Raw genomic sequence first — 16,338 nt, forward strand, 5'->3', positions numbered from 1 at the left:
ATTTGGACGCCCCATGTCTGCTGCCACCCCGAAATTCGTCAGCCTGCAAAGCAAGCTGCTCGGCGCGCTCGCGCTGGGTCTGTCGGTCATCCTGCTGTGTGCCCTGGGCGGTCTGGGCACGGCGTGGCTGAGTCTGTCGGGCAAGGTGCCGCCGGAGGTGGCGCAGGCTTCCAGCAGCGAAGAGATCACCCGCGATTTCCGCCTGCAGGTGCAGGAATGGAAGAACGTGCTGATCCGCGGGCGCGATCCGGCGCTGCTGGACAAGCACCTGAGCGCCTTCCGCGAGCAGGGCAGGAAGGTGCAGGCCAGCACCGAGGCGCTGGCCAAGGCAACCCAGGACCCGCAGGCACGCACGCTGGCGCAGGACTTTGCCAAGGCGCATCTGGGTTTGCAGCGCAATTACGAAGCGGCGCTGGGCAAGTTTGCCGAGGCCGGCTACGACACCCAGGTGGGCGACCAGCTGGTCAAGGGCCAGGACCGCGCGCCCAGCCACACCCTCGAAGAACTGGTGAAGCGCAGCAAGACCCTGGCCGATGCGGCGGTGCTGGCCAGTTCGCAATCGGCGCAGCACAAGCTGGTGCTGTCGGCGGTGGCCACGATCGCCGCGGCGCTGTGCCTGGTGGCAGTGCTGGGCTGGTGGATCCGTCGCTCGATCGTGCGCCCGATCGAAAACGTCGCGCGTGCGGCACGCCAGGTGGCGGCCGGCGATCTGTCGGCGCGTGCGGCGGTCAGCACGCGCGATGAAATCGGTCTGCTCGGCCAGGCCATGGGCCAGGTGGTCAACACGCTCACCGACGTCTCCACCGCGCAGGCCGACATGGCGCAGCGCCACGAAGCCGGGCAGATGAGTTACCGCATGGACGCGCAGGCCTTCCCGGGCGCATACGGCCGCATGGTCGACGACACCAATGGCTTGATCGGCGCGCAGGTCGGTCTGATCGGCGACATGCTGCAGGTGATGCAGCATTACGCGGTCGGCGACATGTCGGTGGACATGCCGCGCCTGCCGGGCGAGAAAGCGCAGATCACCGAGGCGATGGACACCACCAAGCGCAACCTGGCGGCGATCAATGGCGAAATCCGTGGCCTGGTCGACGCAGCTGCGGCCGGCGACTTCGCCACGCGCGGCAATGCCGAGGCCTACCAGTTCGAATTCCGCGCCATGGTCAGCGGCGTCAACGGCCTGATGCAGAACGTGGACCAGAATCTGGCCGAACTGTCGCAGCTGCTCAAGGCGATCGCCGATGGCAACCTGACCGCGCGCATGCACGGCAACCAGCAAGGCGTGTTCGCACGCATGCGCGACGATGCCAATGCCACCGTGCAGCGCCTGACCGATATCGTCGGCGACATCACCGTGGCCGCGCAGACCATTCGCACCGCCTCGGCAGAGATTGCCGCCGGCAACAACGACCTGGCCCAGCGCACCGAACAGCAGGCTGCCAACCTGGAAGAAACCGCCGCCTCGATGGAAGAACTCACCTCCACCGTGCGGCAGAACGCCGACACCGCGCAGCAGGCCAGCCGCGGCGCGCAGGCGGCCGCGGAGATCGCCGGCCGTGGCGGCGAGATGGTGGCCAGCGTGGTCGACACCATGGGCGAGATCGAGGTGTCGTCCAAGAAGATCGCCGAGATCATCAGCGTCATCGACGGCATCGCCTTCCAGACCAACATCCTGGCGCTGAACGCGGCAGTGGAAGCGGCGCGTGCCGGCGAACAGGGCCGCGGCTTTGCCGTGGTCGCCTCGGAAGTGCGCGCGCTGGCACAGCGTTCGGCCGGCGCGGCCAAGGAGGTCAAGCAGCTGATCGACGCCTCGGTGGACAGCGTGGAGCGCGGCAGCGCGCGCGTGGATCAGGCCGGGCAGACGATGCAGCAGATCGTGCAGTCGGTGCAGCAGGTGACCACGCTGATTGCGGAGATTTCCGCCGCATCGCGCGAACAATCCTCCGGTATCGAGCAGGTCGCCCGCACCGTCAACGACATGGACGAAACCACCCAGCGCAATGCCGCACTGGTCGAAGAAGCCTCTGCCGCAGCACGTGCGATGGAAGAGCAGGCGGTGGAACTGAGCGAAGCGGTATCGGTGTTCCGCCTGGACGCACGCCGGCCAAGCCTGGCGGCTGCGGCTTGATTGCGTGAGGCGTTGTAGCGGCCCAGGTGCAGCTGCTTGAATCAAAAGCCCGGTGCGTCGAGGGCGCGGTGCCCTCGCCACCTGCGGGACACGCCGTGCATCCGTCCGTGGAGGCTCCTTGGCGGCCTCCATGCCGCCAAGGGTCCCGCAAGCGGCGGGGACGCCGCACCGAGCGTTGGTCGGTGGCCCGGTCAAAACCTGTGTTTGCTTTGGAGTTCGAGATCGCCTTGTTCATGGCTTGCCTGTTGCTCGAATTCGATTGAGGGGCTAACTGGGCTCCCACAATCCGAACAACGCACATCGTGCATTGCTTGCACCAAGCACACCGACCATCTCGCTTGGTCCTTGCCCGCCTACCGTCGCGGGACCTTACGCGGCATGGATGCCGCGTAAGAGCCTACACGGACGTACTTGCGGCGTGTCCTGCGATGGTGGGCGGGCAAGGACCCTGCAACCAAGCCGCAGATCGACCGCTCCACGATCGATCCACCGACACCATCCAGTCACTTCGAGACACACGAAAACTGCGCTAAAAACCTGCGGATTCAAGTCGCAGCGTCGTCGGACGACCAAGCCAAGCCAAACCAGTCAGACCTCAGTATCCGGTCATCAACCCGCTTCGCGCATCCGCGCGGTCAGGCCCTTGAGGAAGGCGCGCAGCAACTGGTCGCCGCAGGGGCGAAAATTCTTGTGGCCGGGCTGGCGGAACAGCGCGGACAGTTCCGGCTTGGACAGCGGGAAGCCGGCGCTGGCGAAGATGGCGTGCATGTCCACGTCTTTCAGCTCGAAGGCCACGCGCAGTTTCTTCAGCACCAGGTTGTTGCCGACGCGGGTTTCCAGCGGGCGCACCGGCTGGCTCTCGTCGCGGCCGCGAAAACGCAGCACCAGGCCATCGAGGAAGCGCGCCAGCATCGCGTCGGTGCAGGGCTCGAAACCGGGCTCGTCTTCCTTCTTCAGCCAGGCCTGTACCTGCGGCTTGTCGAGCGCGAACTCCGGGTCGGCCAGGTGGGTGATCTCCACCACCTTGTCGTCGCTGAGGTCGAGCATGTAGCGGATGCTGCGCAGTACATCGTTGTGGATCATGACAATTCCGGGGCCCCGGCCTGTCGCCGGAAAGGCGCCATTCTACGGGGCCGACGCGGAACGCGGCGTGTGCCCCGCCGATCCATTGCCGAACCGGCGGCCGCTCAGCTGCCGCGATAGGTGGAATACCCGTACGGCGAGAGCAGCAGCGGCACGTGGTAATGGCCGTCGTCGGCAATGCCGAACGCGATCGGCACCTGTTCCAGGAAGGGCGGGTCGGGCAGCGCGGTGCCGGCGGCGCGCCAATAGCCGGCCACCTCGAATTCCAGCCGGTAGCGGCCGGGTTGCAGCGTGAGTGCGGCCAGTTCGGGGCAGCGCCCGTCCTGGTTGGTGACCCCGTCGAAGTGCAGCGTGGCGCCGGCGAACAGGCGCAAGGCGATACCGGCGGCGGGGCGGCCCGTGGCCGTATCCAGCACATGGGTGGAGAGCGTGCTCATGCCACCGCCTGGGTCGGTTGCGGCCATTGGCCGACGAACTCGGGCTGGTCGTAAGCCAGATAGCTGTCGACGATGGCCTGGCGGTCGTCCAGGAACAGCTGGTCGGCCACCGCGCGGGCCAGCCGCGGCAGCGCGACCTTGAGCCCGGACAACGCCGCCGCCGACGGGCCGTGGTTGATCAGCGCCGAATAGTTGAAGGCGAACAAGCCGTGCAGCAGTGCGGCATCGTCAGGCGTGCGCGGCAGCAGTTCGAAGCCCGGCCCCAGGTAGGGATGCGCATCCAGCACCGGATTGGCTTGGCCCGGCGGCGGCTGGTAGCGGTCGCCCCAGCAGGCGATGCGCCCGGACAGCGCGGCCAGTTCCGGGCGTAGTTGCGGGTCGGTGACCAGGCCGGTGGCAACGGCCAGAAAATCGAAGCGGTGCTCTCCCTGCGGCGTGCGCACCACCACCTCGCCATCGCGCTCGGCCACCTCCAGCCAGGGCGCGCCCAGGTGCAGCGCGAAGCCGGCATGCGCGCAGGCACGCTGGAAGGTGTCGTTGGTCGGCGGCTGGTTGTGTGCGAAGAAGCTGGCCATCATCCGGTACTTGTCCGCATCCGGCAGCGTCAGAAAGCGCGGGATGATGCCGGCCTGTTCCATGTGGCGGAATGGGTTGATGCGCGGCAATGCGCTGCGGCGCACGAACACCTCGGCACTGGCGACGCCTTGATCCAGCGCGAAACAGGCGTTGTCGAACGCGGAGGCGCCACCGCCCAGGATGCCCACGCGCTTGCCGGCCAGCGCGGCGAAGTTGATGTGGCCGGAGGTATGCGCATAGCGCTGTGCGGGCAGGGCGCCGCTGATCCAGTCCGGCACCATCCACTGGCCGCCGCCCTGGATGCCGGTGGCCAGGATCAGCTTGCGCGTCAGCAGCGGCGCACCCATCGCCAGATGCAGGCGATGGATGCCCGGCGCCACGTCCGGTTCCACCCGCGCCAGCCGCGTGGCATTGCGCACCGGCAGACGCAGCACCGCGCGGTACCAGCGCAGGTAGTCCATCCAGCTGCCGCGCGGGATCTTGTCCAGCGCGTCCCAGCCGGCGCCGCCGTGTTGCGCCTCCCACCAGGCGCGAAAGGTCAGCGATGGCACGCCCAGGTCGATCGAGGTGATCTGCTTGGGCGTGCGCAAGGTCTGCATGCGCGCGTAGGTCACCCACGGGCCTTCCTGCCCAGCCGGGTTCTCATCGATGACCAGCAGGTTGTGCACGCGCTCGCGTTGCAGTGCGAACGCCGCGCCCAGGCCGCTCTGGCCGGCGCCGACGATGACCACGTCATACACATGCCCTGCCGGATGCACGCGCGGCTGCGTCCAGGCATCGCCGCCATGTGCCAGGCGTTGCAGGTCGTGGTGGAGCTCGCGTTCGAGTTGGGCCAGGCTCATGGCAGTGCCTCCAGGCGCAGTTGCACGATCTTGCCGATCTCGGCGAGGGCGGTGGACAGTTCTTCGCTGCGCGAGGCATCCAGCCGGCGTTCTAGCGCGGCAAGGATGCCGGCCTTGTCGTGCAGCCGCACGCAGATCACGAACGGAAATCCGAAGCGATGGCGATAGGCCTGATTGAGCGCGTGGAAGCGCTTGAATTCGGCTTCGCTGAGCCGGTCCAATCCGGCCGAGGCCTGCTCGGCGGCCGACGCGGCGGTGAGCGTGCGGTCGATCGCCGCCTTGCCCGCCAGCTCCGGATGCGCGCGGATCAACGCAACCTGGTCTTCCTGCGACGCGTCGAACACCACCTGCATCAGCCCGCGGTACACATCGGCGAACGGACGCCGCCGTGCAGCGCGTTCGACCACCCACGGCGAATGCTCGAACAGCTCGCGGTAGCGCGCCACGAAGGCGGCATCGTCCAGCACGCTGTCGTCGATCACGCTCATGCATGCGTCCCCTGCAGCGAGACATGCGCAGCCACCACTTTCCAGCCGTCGGCAAAACGCACCCAGCTCTGGCTCTGGCGGCCGCGCGCGCTGCTGCCGTCGCGGATAAATTCTGCGTGCGTGGTGGCGAAGTCGTGGCCGAAGCCATGCACCTGCACATGCACAAGCTGGCGTTGCGGCGAGCCGCCGCGGCCGATGCGGAAGGCGCGGATCGCCTCGATGCCGTACAGCACCTCGCCCACGCCATAGCGCACCGTGCTGGGTGCGGGGTGGAACAGCGCATCCATTGCGGCGATGTCGTCGTCCATCAGGGCCTGTTCGTAGGCATGGAAGGCGGCGGTCACTTGCGCGATCACCTCGGGCAGGTCGATGTCGGCGGTGTCGATGCTCATGCCGGATGGACCTGCAGCCAATGCCGCGCAATATCGATGCGGCGCGCAATCCAGGCATCGCCGCTGGCCAGCACGTGATCGACGAAACGTGCCAGGGCCGCCGCGCGCGCCGGCTTGCCGACGATGCGCCCATGCAGGCCGACCGACAGCATGCGCCCGCCTTCGCTGCGCAACTGCTCGAAGCCATCGCGCAGATAGCGGAAGAACGGCTCGCCATCGGCAAAGCCGTTGTAGGCGACGAATTTCATGTCGTTGGCGTCCAGCGTGTACGGCACGATCAACTGCGCACGGCCATGCCGATGGTCGTAGTACGGCACATCGTCGGCGTAGCTGTCGGCGTCGTAGACAAAGCCGCCTTCCTCGGCGACCAGCCGCGCGGTGTTGGGGCTGGTGCGGCCCTGGTACCAGCCGAGCGGGCGGCTGCCGGTGGCGCGGGTGTGCACGGCGATGGCTTCGGCGATATGCGCACGCTCGGTGGCTTCATCCACATGCTGGTAATCGATCCAGCGCAGGCCGTGGCTGGCGATCTCCCAGTCGGCGGCCTGCATCGCGGCGACTGCCTCGGGATTGGAGGCCAGCGCGTGCGCCACGCCGAATACGGTCACCGGCAAATTGCGCGCAGTGAACAGCCGGTGCAGCCGCCAGAAGCCGGCACGGCTGCCGTATTCGTACAGGCTCTCCATCGCCATGGCGCGCGCGCCGGGCTGTGCTTGCGTGCCGACCATCTCCGATAGGAAGGCTTCCGAGCCGGCATCGCCGTTGAGCACGCAGTTTTCCGCGCCCTCTTCGTAATTGATGACGAACTGCACCGCGATGCGCGCGCCACCGGGCCACTGCGCTGCAGGCGGGGTGGCGCCATAGCCGACCAGGTCGCGCGCTGTGCTCATGCCTGCGGCTCCGCGTGCCAGGCCGCCAGTGCGGCTTCCACCGCCAGCCCTGGTGTGCAGGCGTAGCCTTCGGCGCGCAGCACCGCTTCCAGCGCGGCCAGGGTGATCAGCACCTTGTGCTTCATCGCGTTGTAGCCCATCGCGCCGATGCGCCAGATCCTGCCCTGCAGTGGCCCGAACGCGGTGCCGATCTCGATCTCGAAATCCTCGCGCATGCGCCGGCGCACCGCATCGCTGTCGATGCCGTGCGGAATCACCACGCCGGTGACATTGGTCATGCGGTGCGCATCGTCGCCGAACACCTCCAGCCCCAGCGCGCGGATGCCGGCACTCACCGCACGCCCGGCGGCGGCGTGACGGGCGAAGCGGGCGTCCAGGCCTTCCTGCAGCGCCACGCGCGCGCATTCGCGGGCGCCGTACAACATGGTGGTGGCCTCGGTGTGGTGATTGAGGCGCTTGTCCGACCAGTAATCCATGATCATCGCCAGATCGAAATAATTCGAGGCGATGCGCGGCCCGCTGCCGTTGACGATGTCCTCGCGCACGATGCCGCGCTCGACATGGCGACGCGCGAAGATCGCCTCGGCCGCCGTGTCGGAGACGGTGATCGGCGCCGAGCCGGATGGCCCGCCCAGGCATTTCTGCAGGCCGCCGGTGACCACGTCCACGTCCCAGCGATCGCTGGCGATGGGCATGCCGCCGATGGTGGCGGTGGCATCCACGTAACTCAGCGCGCCGGCCGCGCGGCACAGCGCACCGAGGCCATCTAGCGGCTGGGCAATGGTGGTGGAGGTGTCGCCGTGCACCGTAGCGACCAATTTGGGTGCCACGCGCTCGATCGCCTCGGCGATTGCAGCAAGCGGCACCACCTCGCCCCATGGCGCATCCACGGTGTGCACGTCGGCACCGAGCCGGCCCAGGATCTCGGTGAGCAGCAGGCCGAAGCGGCCGAAGTTGATCACCAGCACGCGGTCGCCCGGGCTGACCAGCGACACCAGCGCCGCCTCGATGCCGGCGCGCGCGGTGCCGTCGACCAGAAACGTCCAGCGATTCTCGGTGCCGAACAGCGGCCGGTACAGCGCCATCACCTCGTTCATGTAGGTGGTCATTTCCGGATCGAACTGGCCGAGCAGATCGGCGGCCATCGCGCGCAGCACGCGCGGATGCGCATTGACCGGGCCCGGGCCCATCAACAGCCGTTGCGGGGGATCGAGCTCGCCGAAGGTGTGCAGGTGACGCAGATCAGGTGACAAGGGGATCTCCCAGGTGTTCGATGAAGTGGCGCATGACCGCCAGTGCGAGCTCGGCATCGGCCGGGGCCACGTGTTCGTCCGGATGATGGCTGATGCCGCCGGCGCAGCGCACGAACAGCATCGCGGTGGGGCAGAGCGCGGCCATCACCATCGCATCGTGGCCGGCGCCGGACACCAACTGGCGCGGCGCGATGCCTTGTGCGGCGACTGCGTGTTGCAAACGGGTCATCAGTGCCGGTGCGCAGGGGCTGGCGGCCAGCGTCTGCAACGGGTCGATGGCGATGGCGATGTTGCGGGTTTTGCTGATACGGGCCAGTGCGCGTTCGATCTCCAGCACTGCCGCATCGCGCGTTGCATCGTCGCCGGCACGCACGTCCAGCGTGCAGTCCACTCGGCCGGGCACCACGTTGGTGGTGCCGGGTGCGACCTGCAGCTTGCCGACCGTGGCGACCAGGTCGTCGCTGCCGGCGCGTGCAATCCCTTCGATCGCCAGCAGGGCCTCGGCAGCGGCGCTCAATGCATCGCGACGCAAGGCCATGGTGGTGGTGCCGGCGTGGCCGGCGCGGCCGTCGAAGCGCAGGGCAAAGCGCCGCTGCGCGGCGATCGCGGTGACGATGCCGACCGGCAGGCCTTCGGCTTCCAGCACCGGGCCTTGTTCGATATGGGTTTCCAGATAGGCCAGCACGCTGCCGGGCGCGCGTGCGGCGTGTTGTAGGTGCGCGATGTCCAGATCCCAGTCGGCCAGCGCGCTGGCCACGTCGGTGCCGGCCGCGTCGGTGACCGCCAGCGTGGCGGGGTCGAGCGTGCCGGCGACGGCGCGGCTGCAGAACATCGAGGCAGGAAAGCGCGACCCTTCCTCATCGCCGAAGGCGATCACCTCGATCGCGAACGGCAGGCGCCGCCCTTGGGCGTGCAGCGCGGCGACGCATTCGATGCCGAGCAGGATGCCGAGCGGGCCGTCATAGCGCCCGGCATCGCGCACGCTGTCCAGATGGCTGCCGATCAGCAGCGCCGGTGCGTCGGCATGCGCGCCTTCGTAACGCCCGATCAGGTTGGCCGCGGCGTCCAGACGCACCTGCATGCCGGCCTGGCGCATCCATTCGCCCACCTGTGCGACGGCGGCGCGATGCGCCGGGCTGAGCCAGGCGCGGAACAGCCCGCCGGGTGTGTCGCTGTAGGGCGTAACACCCAGGGCGTCGCAGCGGTCGACCGCGCGTGCGCCCGAGCTGTGGACGGGTGAGCGGCGTTGTGCGCTCAGCATGGGGCGCCGTGCGGGGGTGTTGTTTTAACGCAGCTGCCAGAACCGCGATGCGACAGGGACTGATGCATGGAGCCTCCGCAGGCGGTGTGGAAAGGGGGCGGGTATCGCCAACGTTGGTCGCCTCGCAGCAATGGCATCAGGTGCTTGCGCGGCCGGCGGCGGCCGTCGAATCGACTATACGAACCGGCCCCGTCGCCCCAAAGCGGTTTTTTTAGGGTCGGGCGTTGCAAAAAATGCGACGGGAAGCTTGTGGCCGGCGTTGTTCCTTCTCCCTCCGGGAGAAGCTGCCCGAATGGCGGATGCGGGTGCGGCAGCGTCGAGAGAGCTGAGCAGCCGTACCCTCACCCCAACTCCTCTCCCGCAAGAGCGGGGCTTCGGGATTCCTTTTTCACCGGCTGCTACAGTCAGGCGGATTCCATGAAAGAGATTCACCAATGGCGCGCGACAACTTCAAGGACCTGCTGGCGCTGATCGCCATCGTTCGCGAGGGCAGCTTTACCCGCGCTGCCGCCAAGCTGGGCGTTTCGCAGTCGGCGCTGAGTCACACCATCCGCGGGCTGGAAGCGACGCTGGGTCTGCGCCTGCTGACCCGCACCACGCGCAGCGTGGCGCCCACAGAAGCCGGCGAGCGGCTGATCCAGACGGTGGCGCCGCGCTTTGCCGAAATCGAGGAGGCGCTGTCTGCGCTCGGCGAAATGCGCGACACGCCCGCAGGCACCGTGCGCATCACCGCCACCGACTACGCCGCGCGCGCGATTCTGTGGCCCAAGCTGTCCAGGCTGCTGCGCGACTACCCGGAGATCAAGGTCGAGATCGTGGTCGACAACGGCCTGACCGACATCGTTGCCGACCGTTACGACCTGGGTGTGCGGCTGGGCGACCAGGTCGAAAAGGACATGATCGCCGCGCGCATCGCACCGGACATGCGCATGGCCATCGTCGCCGCGCCGTCCTATTTCGCGCGTCGGCCCATCCCCAAGACGCCGCAGGATCTCACCGCGCACAGCTGCATCAACCTGCGCATGAAGACCGCCGGTGGCATCTACGCCTGGGAGCTGGAAAAGGACGGCCGCGAGGTCATCGTGCGCGTGGATGGCCAGCTGACCTTCAACGGCACCTACGAAGCGCTGGACGCGGCGGTGGATGGCTTCGGCATCGCGTTCGTGCAGGAGGATCTGGCGCGCCCGCATATCAAGGCCGGACGGCTGCGCTGGGTGATGAAGGACTGGTCGCCGACCTGGCCGGGCTTGCACGCGTTCTATCCCAGCCGCCGCCATTCCTCGTCCGCCTTCAACCTCGTCGTGGATGCGCTGCGCTACAAGGGTTGAGGGTCCGCGCCAGGCAGAGGCGCTCGACGCAGGCAAGTGGTTGATGAGCGGGCTTCATAAGCCCGTGCGCATCCGCCATCTTTATCGCTGTTCACGGCCTGCGTAAGCTGCAGCACATCCAGACACGCACACGCCCGAGCCGCAGCGCCCGTTGCTGCATTGCGCCCGTCGTGCGTCGCTGCGCTGACAGGTCGATGCAGTGCATCGCTGCCTGCGGCGCATCCCCTCCGAACACCAGGTTCGCGATCGAGCGCGGCGTCAGCGCGCTTGCGGCGTGGCGTTCGTCTCGCATTCCACTTCGCACAAAGGCTCCACATGCAAGCCAGTTCGCTCGCTACCGATCCATCCTCGCGCGCCGCACCCGCCGCAACCCGCCAGACCTGGAGCGCGGTCGGCTCGATGTCGCTCTGCGTTGCGCTGCTGATCGCCTCCGAGTTCATGCCGGTCAGCCTGCTCACGCCGATCGCCGCCGATCTGCACGCCAGTGCCGGCATGGCCGGCCAGGCGATCTCGATCTCCGGCCTGTTCGCGGTGGTCGCCAGCCTGCTGATCGCACCGCTGTCGTCGCGCTTCAACCGGCGCCATGTGTTGATCGCCCTGACCGGGGTGATGCTGTTGTCGCTGCTGTTGATCGCCAATGCGCACAGCTTCGGCATGTTGATGGTGGCGCGTGCGCTGCTCGGCATCACCATCGGCGGCTTCTGGGCATTGTCCACCGCCACGGTGATGCGCATCATGCCCGAGCATGCGGTGCCCAAGGCCTTGGGCATCATATTTATTGGTAACGCAGTCGCTGCTGCATTCGCCGCGCCATTGGGCAGCTATCTGGGCGCCACCATCGGCTGGCGCGGGGTGTTCTGGGGCATGTTGCCGTTGGTGGCGCTGACCATCGCCTGGCAATGGCGCAGCCTGCCGTCGATGCCCGCACAGGGCGCCACTTCGCTGGGTGGCATCGTCACCTTGTTGAAGCGTCGCTATGTGGCGCGCGCCATGCTCGCGGTAATGCTCGGATTTGCCGGTGCGTTTTCTGCGTTCACCTACTTTCGCCCGTTTCTGGAAACCGTTGCGCAGGTCGATGTGTCGCAACTGTCGTTGCTGCTGCTCGGCCTGGGCCTGGCCGGATTCGTCGGTACCTATGCCGCCACCGCGTTGGTGCCGAAGCGCTTGTTCACCCTGCTCAGCGTACTGCCGGTCGCACTGGGTGTGGCGACCATCGGCATGCTGCTGGCAGGTCACCTGGTGTGGGCCGTGGCCGTGGCGATGATTGCCTGGGGCACGCTCAACGCGGCGATGCCGGTGGCCTGGTCCACCTGGTTGAGCCGCTGCGTCAAGGACGCACCGGAAAGCGGCGGCGGCCTGATGGTTGCCGCAATCCAGCTTTCCATCATGCTGGGTGGCGCCGCAGGCGGCGTGCTGCTGGATCATGTGTCGATCGGCGCCACCTTTGTCGGTGCCAGCGTGTTGCTGCTGGCCTCGTCACTGGTTGCAGGGCGTGGCGATCGCTTACAGCCGTGAGGGATGGCGATCGCACGATGCGGCGCGCATTGCGCGGACGTCGGCCCGTGCCAGGCAACGACGCCAGAGGCAGTGCTTGGCTCCCTCTCGCGGCGCACACCCAAGGTGTCTGCGTAGGTATTGCCGCATGGCCGGTGCTGCTGCCATCGAGCAGCGCCGGTCCGATGCCGAGAGACAACGGAAGACGTTGGCGAGCGCACCGTTGTCAGCAAGCGCAAGCGCGTGTGGCTGTTGTGCCGTCGTGACGGACTCCTGGCGTTATCTCCAACAGTCCGATGTGAGATGACGAGCACCTCACACCAACGCGGAACTTGTCAGGCTCAATCGGCCGACAGCGATCCCAGGGTGAAGCCGGACACGGCATTGACCTTGCCGCGCCAGAGCACACCACGGTTGCTGGGCAGGGGCTGGCCGCCGGGCGAGAAGCAACGCGAGTCGATCAGGTGAATGAACTGCGGCGGCCGGCTGCTTTGCTGCGCATCTTCCTCGGTGTCGTAAATGCTGGCGTGGCTGGCAAACGCACGACGGATATCCTCTTTTTCCTCGGCATCGCCGGGGTAGGCGGCAGAGAATTCCTGCGCAAACGCCTCAAAGTACTGCTTGCCGCTGACCAGCTGGCCGGACACGATGATGCCCTCGACAAACAGCGTGATGCCGAACTGCACGTTCGAGCTGTTGACGGTTGCGACCAGCTTCTGCAGATACCAATCCAGGCTCTGGCCGTCGAACGCCAGCTTGACGTCTTCCAGGCTGGGTTGGTTGTCTTCTTGCTCTGTCATATGGCTCTCCTTGGTGGAAGGGTTGATGCGTCTGTCGAAATAAGCACGGCGACGTAGCTTACCCATCGCCATGCATGCCCAAGAAAGCAGGTGCGTCCTGTCCGGTGAACGGCGTGGTTGAGTCCGCCATCGTCGCCTTGGAGAGCATGCCCAGAGTCTATGACATGTTCACCTTGTCGGCCTGCAACTGGCTGGAGTCTCGGTCCTGCGCGCTAGCCGGTGCTGGCGTGCAAGCACGCTCTGACCCGATCGCTTGATTGGCGGGCAGGGATGTCTGCCCGTCACCACGCAGGCGCAGCAAGCATCATCACGCCCCAACCATCACCACCCAGCCACCGCACCATCGGATCGCGGATCGCTTGCTCCGCTGATCACGCCATCGGCCTCGCGCACCAGCGCGCCTGCGTGTCCCATCACCGAGCTGTAGGCGGGCAACAGGTCCACCGCATGCCCGGCATCGCGCAGTGCCTGCACCAGTGCCGGATCAAAACGGTCTTCCAGCTTGAGTGATGTGCTCTCTTCGCCCCAGGTGCGTCCCAACAGCCAGCGTGGTGCGGTGATGGCCTGTTGCAGCGGCACGCCGAAACGCGCGTAGCGGGAGAAGATCGCCGCCTGGGTTTGTGGCTGGCCTTCGCCACCCATGGTGCCGTAGGCCATGACGCGGCCGTCGTCGAAGGTGGCCAGTGCCGGGTTGAGGGTGTGGAAGGGTTTGCGGCCCGGGGCGAGCGCGTTCCAACCGTCGGGGGCAAGGCGGAAACTGCAGCCGCGGTTTTGCCAGGTGATGCCGGTGCGCGGCAGCACCAGGCCGGAGCCGAATTCGAAATAGGTGGACTGGATGCAACTGACCGCGCGGCCGTGCGCGTCGATGGCGCCGAACCAGACGGTGTCGCCGGCCTGCGAGGGCTGCGGCCAGGGCAGCGCGCTGTGCATGTCGATGCGTGCGGCGAGCGCATCCAGTGCGCCACTGTCATCGAGCAGCGCCTGTGCGTCCAGCGTCATCCAGTCGGGGTCGCCGAGGTGTGCGTCGCGGATCAGGAAGGCCTGTTTGCTGGCTTCGACCAGGCCGTGGAGGTGCGCATAGCTGTCGGGCTGTGCGACCTGCAGGCGATCGAACAGGGCAAGGATCAGCAGCGAGGCCAGGCCTTGCGTGGGCGGTGCGTGGTTGTAGAGGCGTGCACCGTGGATGGCGACCGAGAGCGGTACGCTGGCGTCGGCACGGTGGCTAGCAAGATCGTGCGCACGCAGCGGGCTGCCGAGCGCCTGCAGGTCGGCGGCGATGTCGTCGGCCAGTGCGCCGCGATAGAAACTGTCCAGGCCGTCGTCGGCCAGCCGTTGCAGGGCGTGTGCGAGCTGCGCCTGATACAGCAGTGCGCCTTCGTGCAGCGGCGTGCCGTGGGGTTCGAAGATGCTGGCGTAGGCACCGGGTTGCACGCGCAGCTCGGCCCCCTTGCTGGCAGCGATGTGCGCACCGCCCAGCGTCACCGGCACGCCGGCGCTGGCGTGGTGGATGGCGTCCTGCAACAGGCGCTGCAGCGACAGGCCGCCGCCTGCGTGCTGCAGAGCGAGCGCCCAGCCGGCGACGGTGCCGGCGACGGTATTGGCCGCGCCCGGGCCGCGCCACGGAATGCTGCTGTGGCCGCGATAGAACTCCAGTGTTGCAGCCTGTGCGGCACGGCCGCAGGCGTCGATGGCGTGCACGCGGCCGTCGGGGTCGTGGATCAGCCAGAAGCCGTCGCCACCGATACCGGTCATGTGCGGGTAGACCACGGCCAGGCAGGCGGCAGTGGCGACGGCGGCTTCAATGGCATTGCCGCCGTCGCGCAGCACATCGCGCCCGGCCTGTGCGGCCAGATGGTGCGGGGCCACGACCATGCCGCGGCGTGCGCGCAAGGTGTGCAGCATCAGCGTGTCTCCGCCGGTGGGCTGAAGGCCAGCAGGCCGTCGCGTTCGAGTTGCGCGGCGAGCGCGAACAGGCGGTCTTCGCGGCCGGGTGCGGCAATCAGCTGCACGCCCAGCGGCAGGCGACCGGGGCGCGGCAACGGCGCGGCCAGCACCGGGCAGGCGGCCAGGCCGAGCGGCTGGGTGAAGATTCCCAGGTTGGCGCGCGCGGACACCGGCAGGCCGTCGATCTGGATGGTGTCCTGGTCGATGCGCGGCGCCACGCAGGGTGTGGCTGGCGCGATCAACACATCCACCTCGTCCCAGAGCCGTTGCATGGCGGCGCCGAACCACTGCGCGAAGCGGTGCGCATCGGCCACCGCGCTGGCGGGCAGCTGCAGGCCGGCGAGCAGGCGGTCGCGGGTGGCCGGGTCGAACCGCTCGGCCTGCGTGCTCAGGCCGGCGCGATGGCGGTGGCCGCCCTCGGCAGCGGTGAGCACGAAGGCGGCGGCGCGGGCGCGTTCTGCTTCGGGTAATTCGATGAGGGTGCTGCTGTCGCAGGCGGTGAGCAATGCGCTAAGGCCGGCATCCAGTTCGGGATCGAGATTGCGCTGGAACCAGCCGCCCAGGCGGGCGATGCGCAGGCTGCCGGCATTGCACGACGCCAGCGGCTGACCAAGCATGACTTCATGGACGCGGCGCAGGTCGGCGATGGAGCTGGCGAACGGCCCGACCACATCCAGCGCATCGACGAAGCCGAACACGCCATCCAGCGGCAATGCGCCGTGCGTGGGGCGCAGGCCGTATACGCCGCATAGCGCGGCCGGGACGCGGATGGAGCCGTTGGTGTCCGAGCCCAGCGCGAACGGCACCAGCCCGGCGGCCACCGCGGCGGCTGAACCGCCCGACGAGCCACCGGCCAGATGACGGTGATGGTGCGGGTTGGCGGTGGTGCCGTAGTGCGCGTTGACGGTGGCGAAGCCGTAGGCGAATTCGTCCATGTTGGCGGTGCCGACCAGCACCGCGCCGGCATCGCTCAGCCGTTGCACCACGGCCGCATCGCGGCTGGCGGGCGCGCACTGCGCGCGCATGACCGCGCCAGCGGTGGTGACCTGGCCGGCGACGTCGAACAGATCCTTGACCACGAACGGCACGCCGGCCAACGCACCGCCGTCGCTGCCGCCGGCCAGCGCGGCCTGCACGCGCGCGGCATCGGCGGCGGCGCGTGCGGGCAGCAGGCGGGTGATCGCGCGCAGGCTGTCGTTGGCTTGGTTGATGCGCGTGAGCGTCTGGGTGGCAAGGCGTGCAGCCAGGGGGGGCTGGCTGCGGGTGGTGCTGACGATGGAGGCGATCAGCCCGCGCGGCGTGGTGGTGTCCGGTGCGGCGGGGCGCGGCGCGTTGAAGCTGGCGAGCAGCTGCGCGTGGCCACGCAGGACCTCGGTATTGCGATCGATGCCGGCCTGCCACTGCGCTGGGAGTTGCATGGGG

General features: G+C 67.9%; 14 protein-coding genes. 3 read left to right on the forward strand and 11 right to left on the reverse strand.

Annotated features, from left to right (window positions below; genetic code table 11):
* Positions 1 to 13: 13 nt before the first annotated feature.
* Positions 14 to 2,131, forward strand: a complete 2,118-nt coding sequence (locus GGR73_RS15965) for a methyl-accepting chemotaxis protein (RefSeq protein ID WP_184457820.1) — start codon at positions 14 to 16, stop codon at positions 2,129 to 2,131.
* 609 nt (positions 2,132 to 2,740) lie between these two features.
* Here the strand turns inward: GGR73_RS15965 and GGR73_RS15970 are convergent.
* From GGR73_RS15970 to GGR73_RS16005, 8 genes are all read right to left on the reverse strand, one after another.
* Entirely contained in the window at positions 2,741 to 3,214 is a 474-nt protein-coding gene (locus GGR73_RS15970; RefSeq protein ID WP_016901421.1) for a YehS family protein, read from the reverse strand.
* 104 nt (positions 3,215 to 3,318) lie between these two features.
* A complete protein-coding gene (gene uraH / locus GGR73_RS15975; RefSeq protein WP_016901422.1) occupies positions 3,319 to 3,678 on the reverse strand; it encodes a hydroxyisourate hydrolase in 360 nt (119 codons plus the stop codon).
* Positions 3,648 to 5,069: an FAD-dependent urate hydroxylase HpyO gene (gene hpyO / locus GGR73_RS15980; RefSeq protein WP_184457823.1), complete on the reverse strand. Its 1,422-nt coding sequence runs from the start codon at positions 5,067 to 5,069 to the stop codon at positions 3,648 to 3,650. The genes uraH and hpyO overlap by 31 nt, the downstream gene beginning before the upstream one ends.
* Positions 5,066 to 5,557, reverse strand: coding sequence for a 2-oxo-4-hydroxy-4-carboxy-5-ureidoimidazoline decarboxylase (uraD, locus tag GGR73_RS15985; RefSeq protein WP_016901424.1), 492 nt, complete (start codon positions 5,555 to 5,557; stop codon positions 5,066 to 5,068). Before uraD ends, hpyO begins: the two co-directional genes overlap by 4 nt.
* Positions 5,554 to 5,949 carry an oxalurate catabolism protein HpxZ gene (gene hpxZ / locus GGR73_RS15990; RefSeq protein ID WP_102255416.1) on the reverse strand — a complete coding sequence of 132 codons (396 nt, stop codon included), beginning with the start codon at positions 5,947 to 5,949 and terminating at the stop codon, positions 5,554 to 5,556. The genes uraD and hpxZ overlap by 4 nt, the downstream gene beginning before the upstream one ends.
* Positions 5,946 to 6,836, reverse strand: a complete 891-nt coding sequence (puuE, locus tag GGR73_RS15995; protein WP_184457825.1) for an allantoinase PuuE — start codon at positions 6,834 to 6,836, stop codon at positions 5,946 to 5,948. Before puuE ends, hpxZ begins: the two co-directional genes overlap by 4 nt.
* The gene (locus GGR73_RS16000; RefSeq protein WP_184457827.1) at positions 6,833 to 8,089 is read right to left on the reverse strand and encodes a pyridoxal-phosphate-dependent aminotransferase family protein; all 1,257 of its coding nucleotides are present in this window, start codon (positions 8,087 to 8,089) and stop codon (positions 6,833 to 6,835) included. The genes puuE and GGR73_RS16000 overlap by 4 nt, the downstream gene beginning before the upstream one ends.
* Complete coding sequence (locus GGR73_RS16005) at positions 8,079 to 9,350, reverse strand: allantoate amidohydrolase (RefSeq protein ID WP_184457829.1); 1,272 nt, start codon at positions 9,348 to 9,350, stop codon at positions 8,079 to 8,081. The genes GGR73_RS16000 and GGR73_RS16005 overlap by 11 nt, the downstream gene beginning before the upstream one ends.
* Positions 9,351 to 9,784: 434 nt before the next feature.
* Between GGR73_RS16005 and GGR73_RS16010 the strand changes: the two genes are divergently transcribed.
* Positions 9,785 to 10,678, forward strand: a complete 894-nt coding sequence (locus tag GGR73_RS16010; RefSeq protein WP_024939822.1) for a LysR family transcriptional regulator — start codon at positions 9,785 to 9,787, stop codon at positions 10,676 to 10,678.
* Between the two features lie 315 nt (positions 10,679 to 10,993).
* Positions 10,994 to 12,193, forward strand: a complete 1,200-nt coding sequence (locus GGR73_RS16015; protein ID WP_184457831.1) for an MFS transporter — start codon at positions 10,994 to 10,996, stop codon at positions 12,191 to 12,193.
* A gap of 320 nt (positions 12,194 to 12,513) precedes the next feature.
* Here GGR73_RS16015 and gvpU read toward each other — a convergent pair whose 3' ends face one another.
* The 3 genes from gvpU to GGR73_RS16030 form a co-directional block, all read right to left on the reverse strand.
* Positions 12,514 to 12,972 (reverse strand): gas vesicle accessory protein GvpU, encoded by a 459-nt coding sequence (gene gvpU / locus GGR73_RS16020; protein WP_024939820.1) that lies wholly within the window; start codon positions 12,970 to 12,972, stop codon positions 12,514 to 12,516.
* Between the two features lie 321 nt (positions 12,973 to 13,293).
* Positions 13,294 to 14,874 carry a gamma-glutamyltransferase family protein gene (locus tag GGR73_RS16025; RefSeq protein ID WP_184457833.1) on the reverse strand — a complete coding sequence of 527 codons (1,581 nt, stop codon included), beginning with the start codon at positions 14,872 to 14,874 and terminating at the stop codon, positions 13,294 to 13,296.
* Positions 14,874 to 16,334 (reverse strand): AtzE family amidohydrolase, encoded by a 1,461-nt coding sequence (locus GGR73_RS16030; protein ID WP_184457835.1) that lies wholly within the window; start codon positions 16,332 to 16,334, stop codon positions 14,874 to 14,876. Before GGR73_RS16030 ends, GGR73_RS16025 begins: the two co-directional genes overlap by 1 nt.
* Positions 16,335 to 16,338 lie beyond the last annotated feature (4 nt).

The sequence above is a fragment of the Xanthomonas sp. F14 genome, assembly GCF_014199865.1.

Bases quoted from the DNA above. Each gene is read 5' to 3' on its own strand.
- hpxZ (WP_102255416.1), bottom strand. From the start codon at position 5,949: ATGAGCATCGACACCGCCGACATCGACCTGCCCGAGGTGATCGCGCAA.
- hpyO (WP_184457823.1), bottom strand. From the start codon at position 5,069: ATGAGCCTGGCCCAACTCGAACGCGAGCTCCACCACGACCTGCAACGC.
- GGR73_RS16025 (WP_184457833.1), bottom strand. From the start codon at position 14,874: ATGCTGCACACCTTGCGCGCACGCCGCGGCATGGTCGTGGCCCCGCAC.
- GGR73_RS16005 (WP_184457829.1), bottom strand. From the start codon at position 9,350: ATGCTGAGCGCACAACGCCGCTCACCCGTCCACAGCTCGGGCGCACGC.
- GGR73_RS16010 (WP_024939822.1), top strand. From the start codon at position 9,785: ATGGCGCGCGACAACTTCAAGGACCTGCTGGCGCTGATCGCCATCGTT.
- uraD (WP_016901424.1), bottom strand. From the start codon at position 5,557: ATGAGCGTGATCGACGACAGCGTGCTGGACGATGCCGCCTTCGTGGCG.
- gvpU (WP_024939820.1), bottom strand. From the start codon at position 12,972: ATGACAGAGCAAGAAGACAACCAACCCAGCCTGGAAGACGTCAAGCTG.
- puuE (WP_184457825.1), bottom strand. From the start codon at position 6,836: ATGAGCACAGCGCGCGACCTGGTCGGCTATGGCGCCACCCCGCCTGCA.
- uraH (WP_016901422.1), bottom strand. From the start codon at position 3,678: ATGGCCGCAACCGACCCAGGCGGTGGCATGAGCACGCTCTCCACCCAT.
- GGR73_RS15965 (WP_184457820.1), top strand. From the start codon at position 14: ATGTCTGCTGCCACCCCGAAATTCGTCAGCCTGCAAAGCAAGCTGCTC.
- GGR73_RS16015 (WP_184457831.1), top strand. From the start codon at position 10,994: ATGCAAGCCAGTTCGCTCGCTACCGATCCATCCTCGCGCGCCGCACCC.
- GGR73_RS15970 (WP_016901421.1), bottom strand. From the start codon at position 3,214: ATGATCCACAACGATGTACTGCGCAGCATCCGCTACATGCTCGACCTC.
- GGR73_RS16030 (WP_184457835.1), bottom strand. From the start codon at position 16,334: ATGCAACTCCCAGCGCAGTGGCAGGCCGGCATCGATCGCAATACCGAG.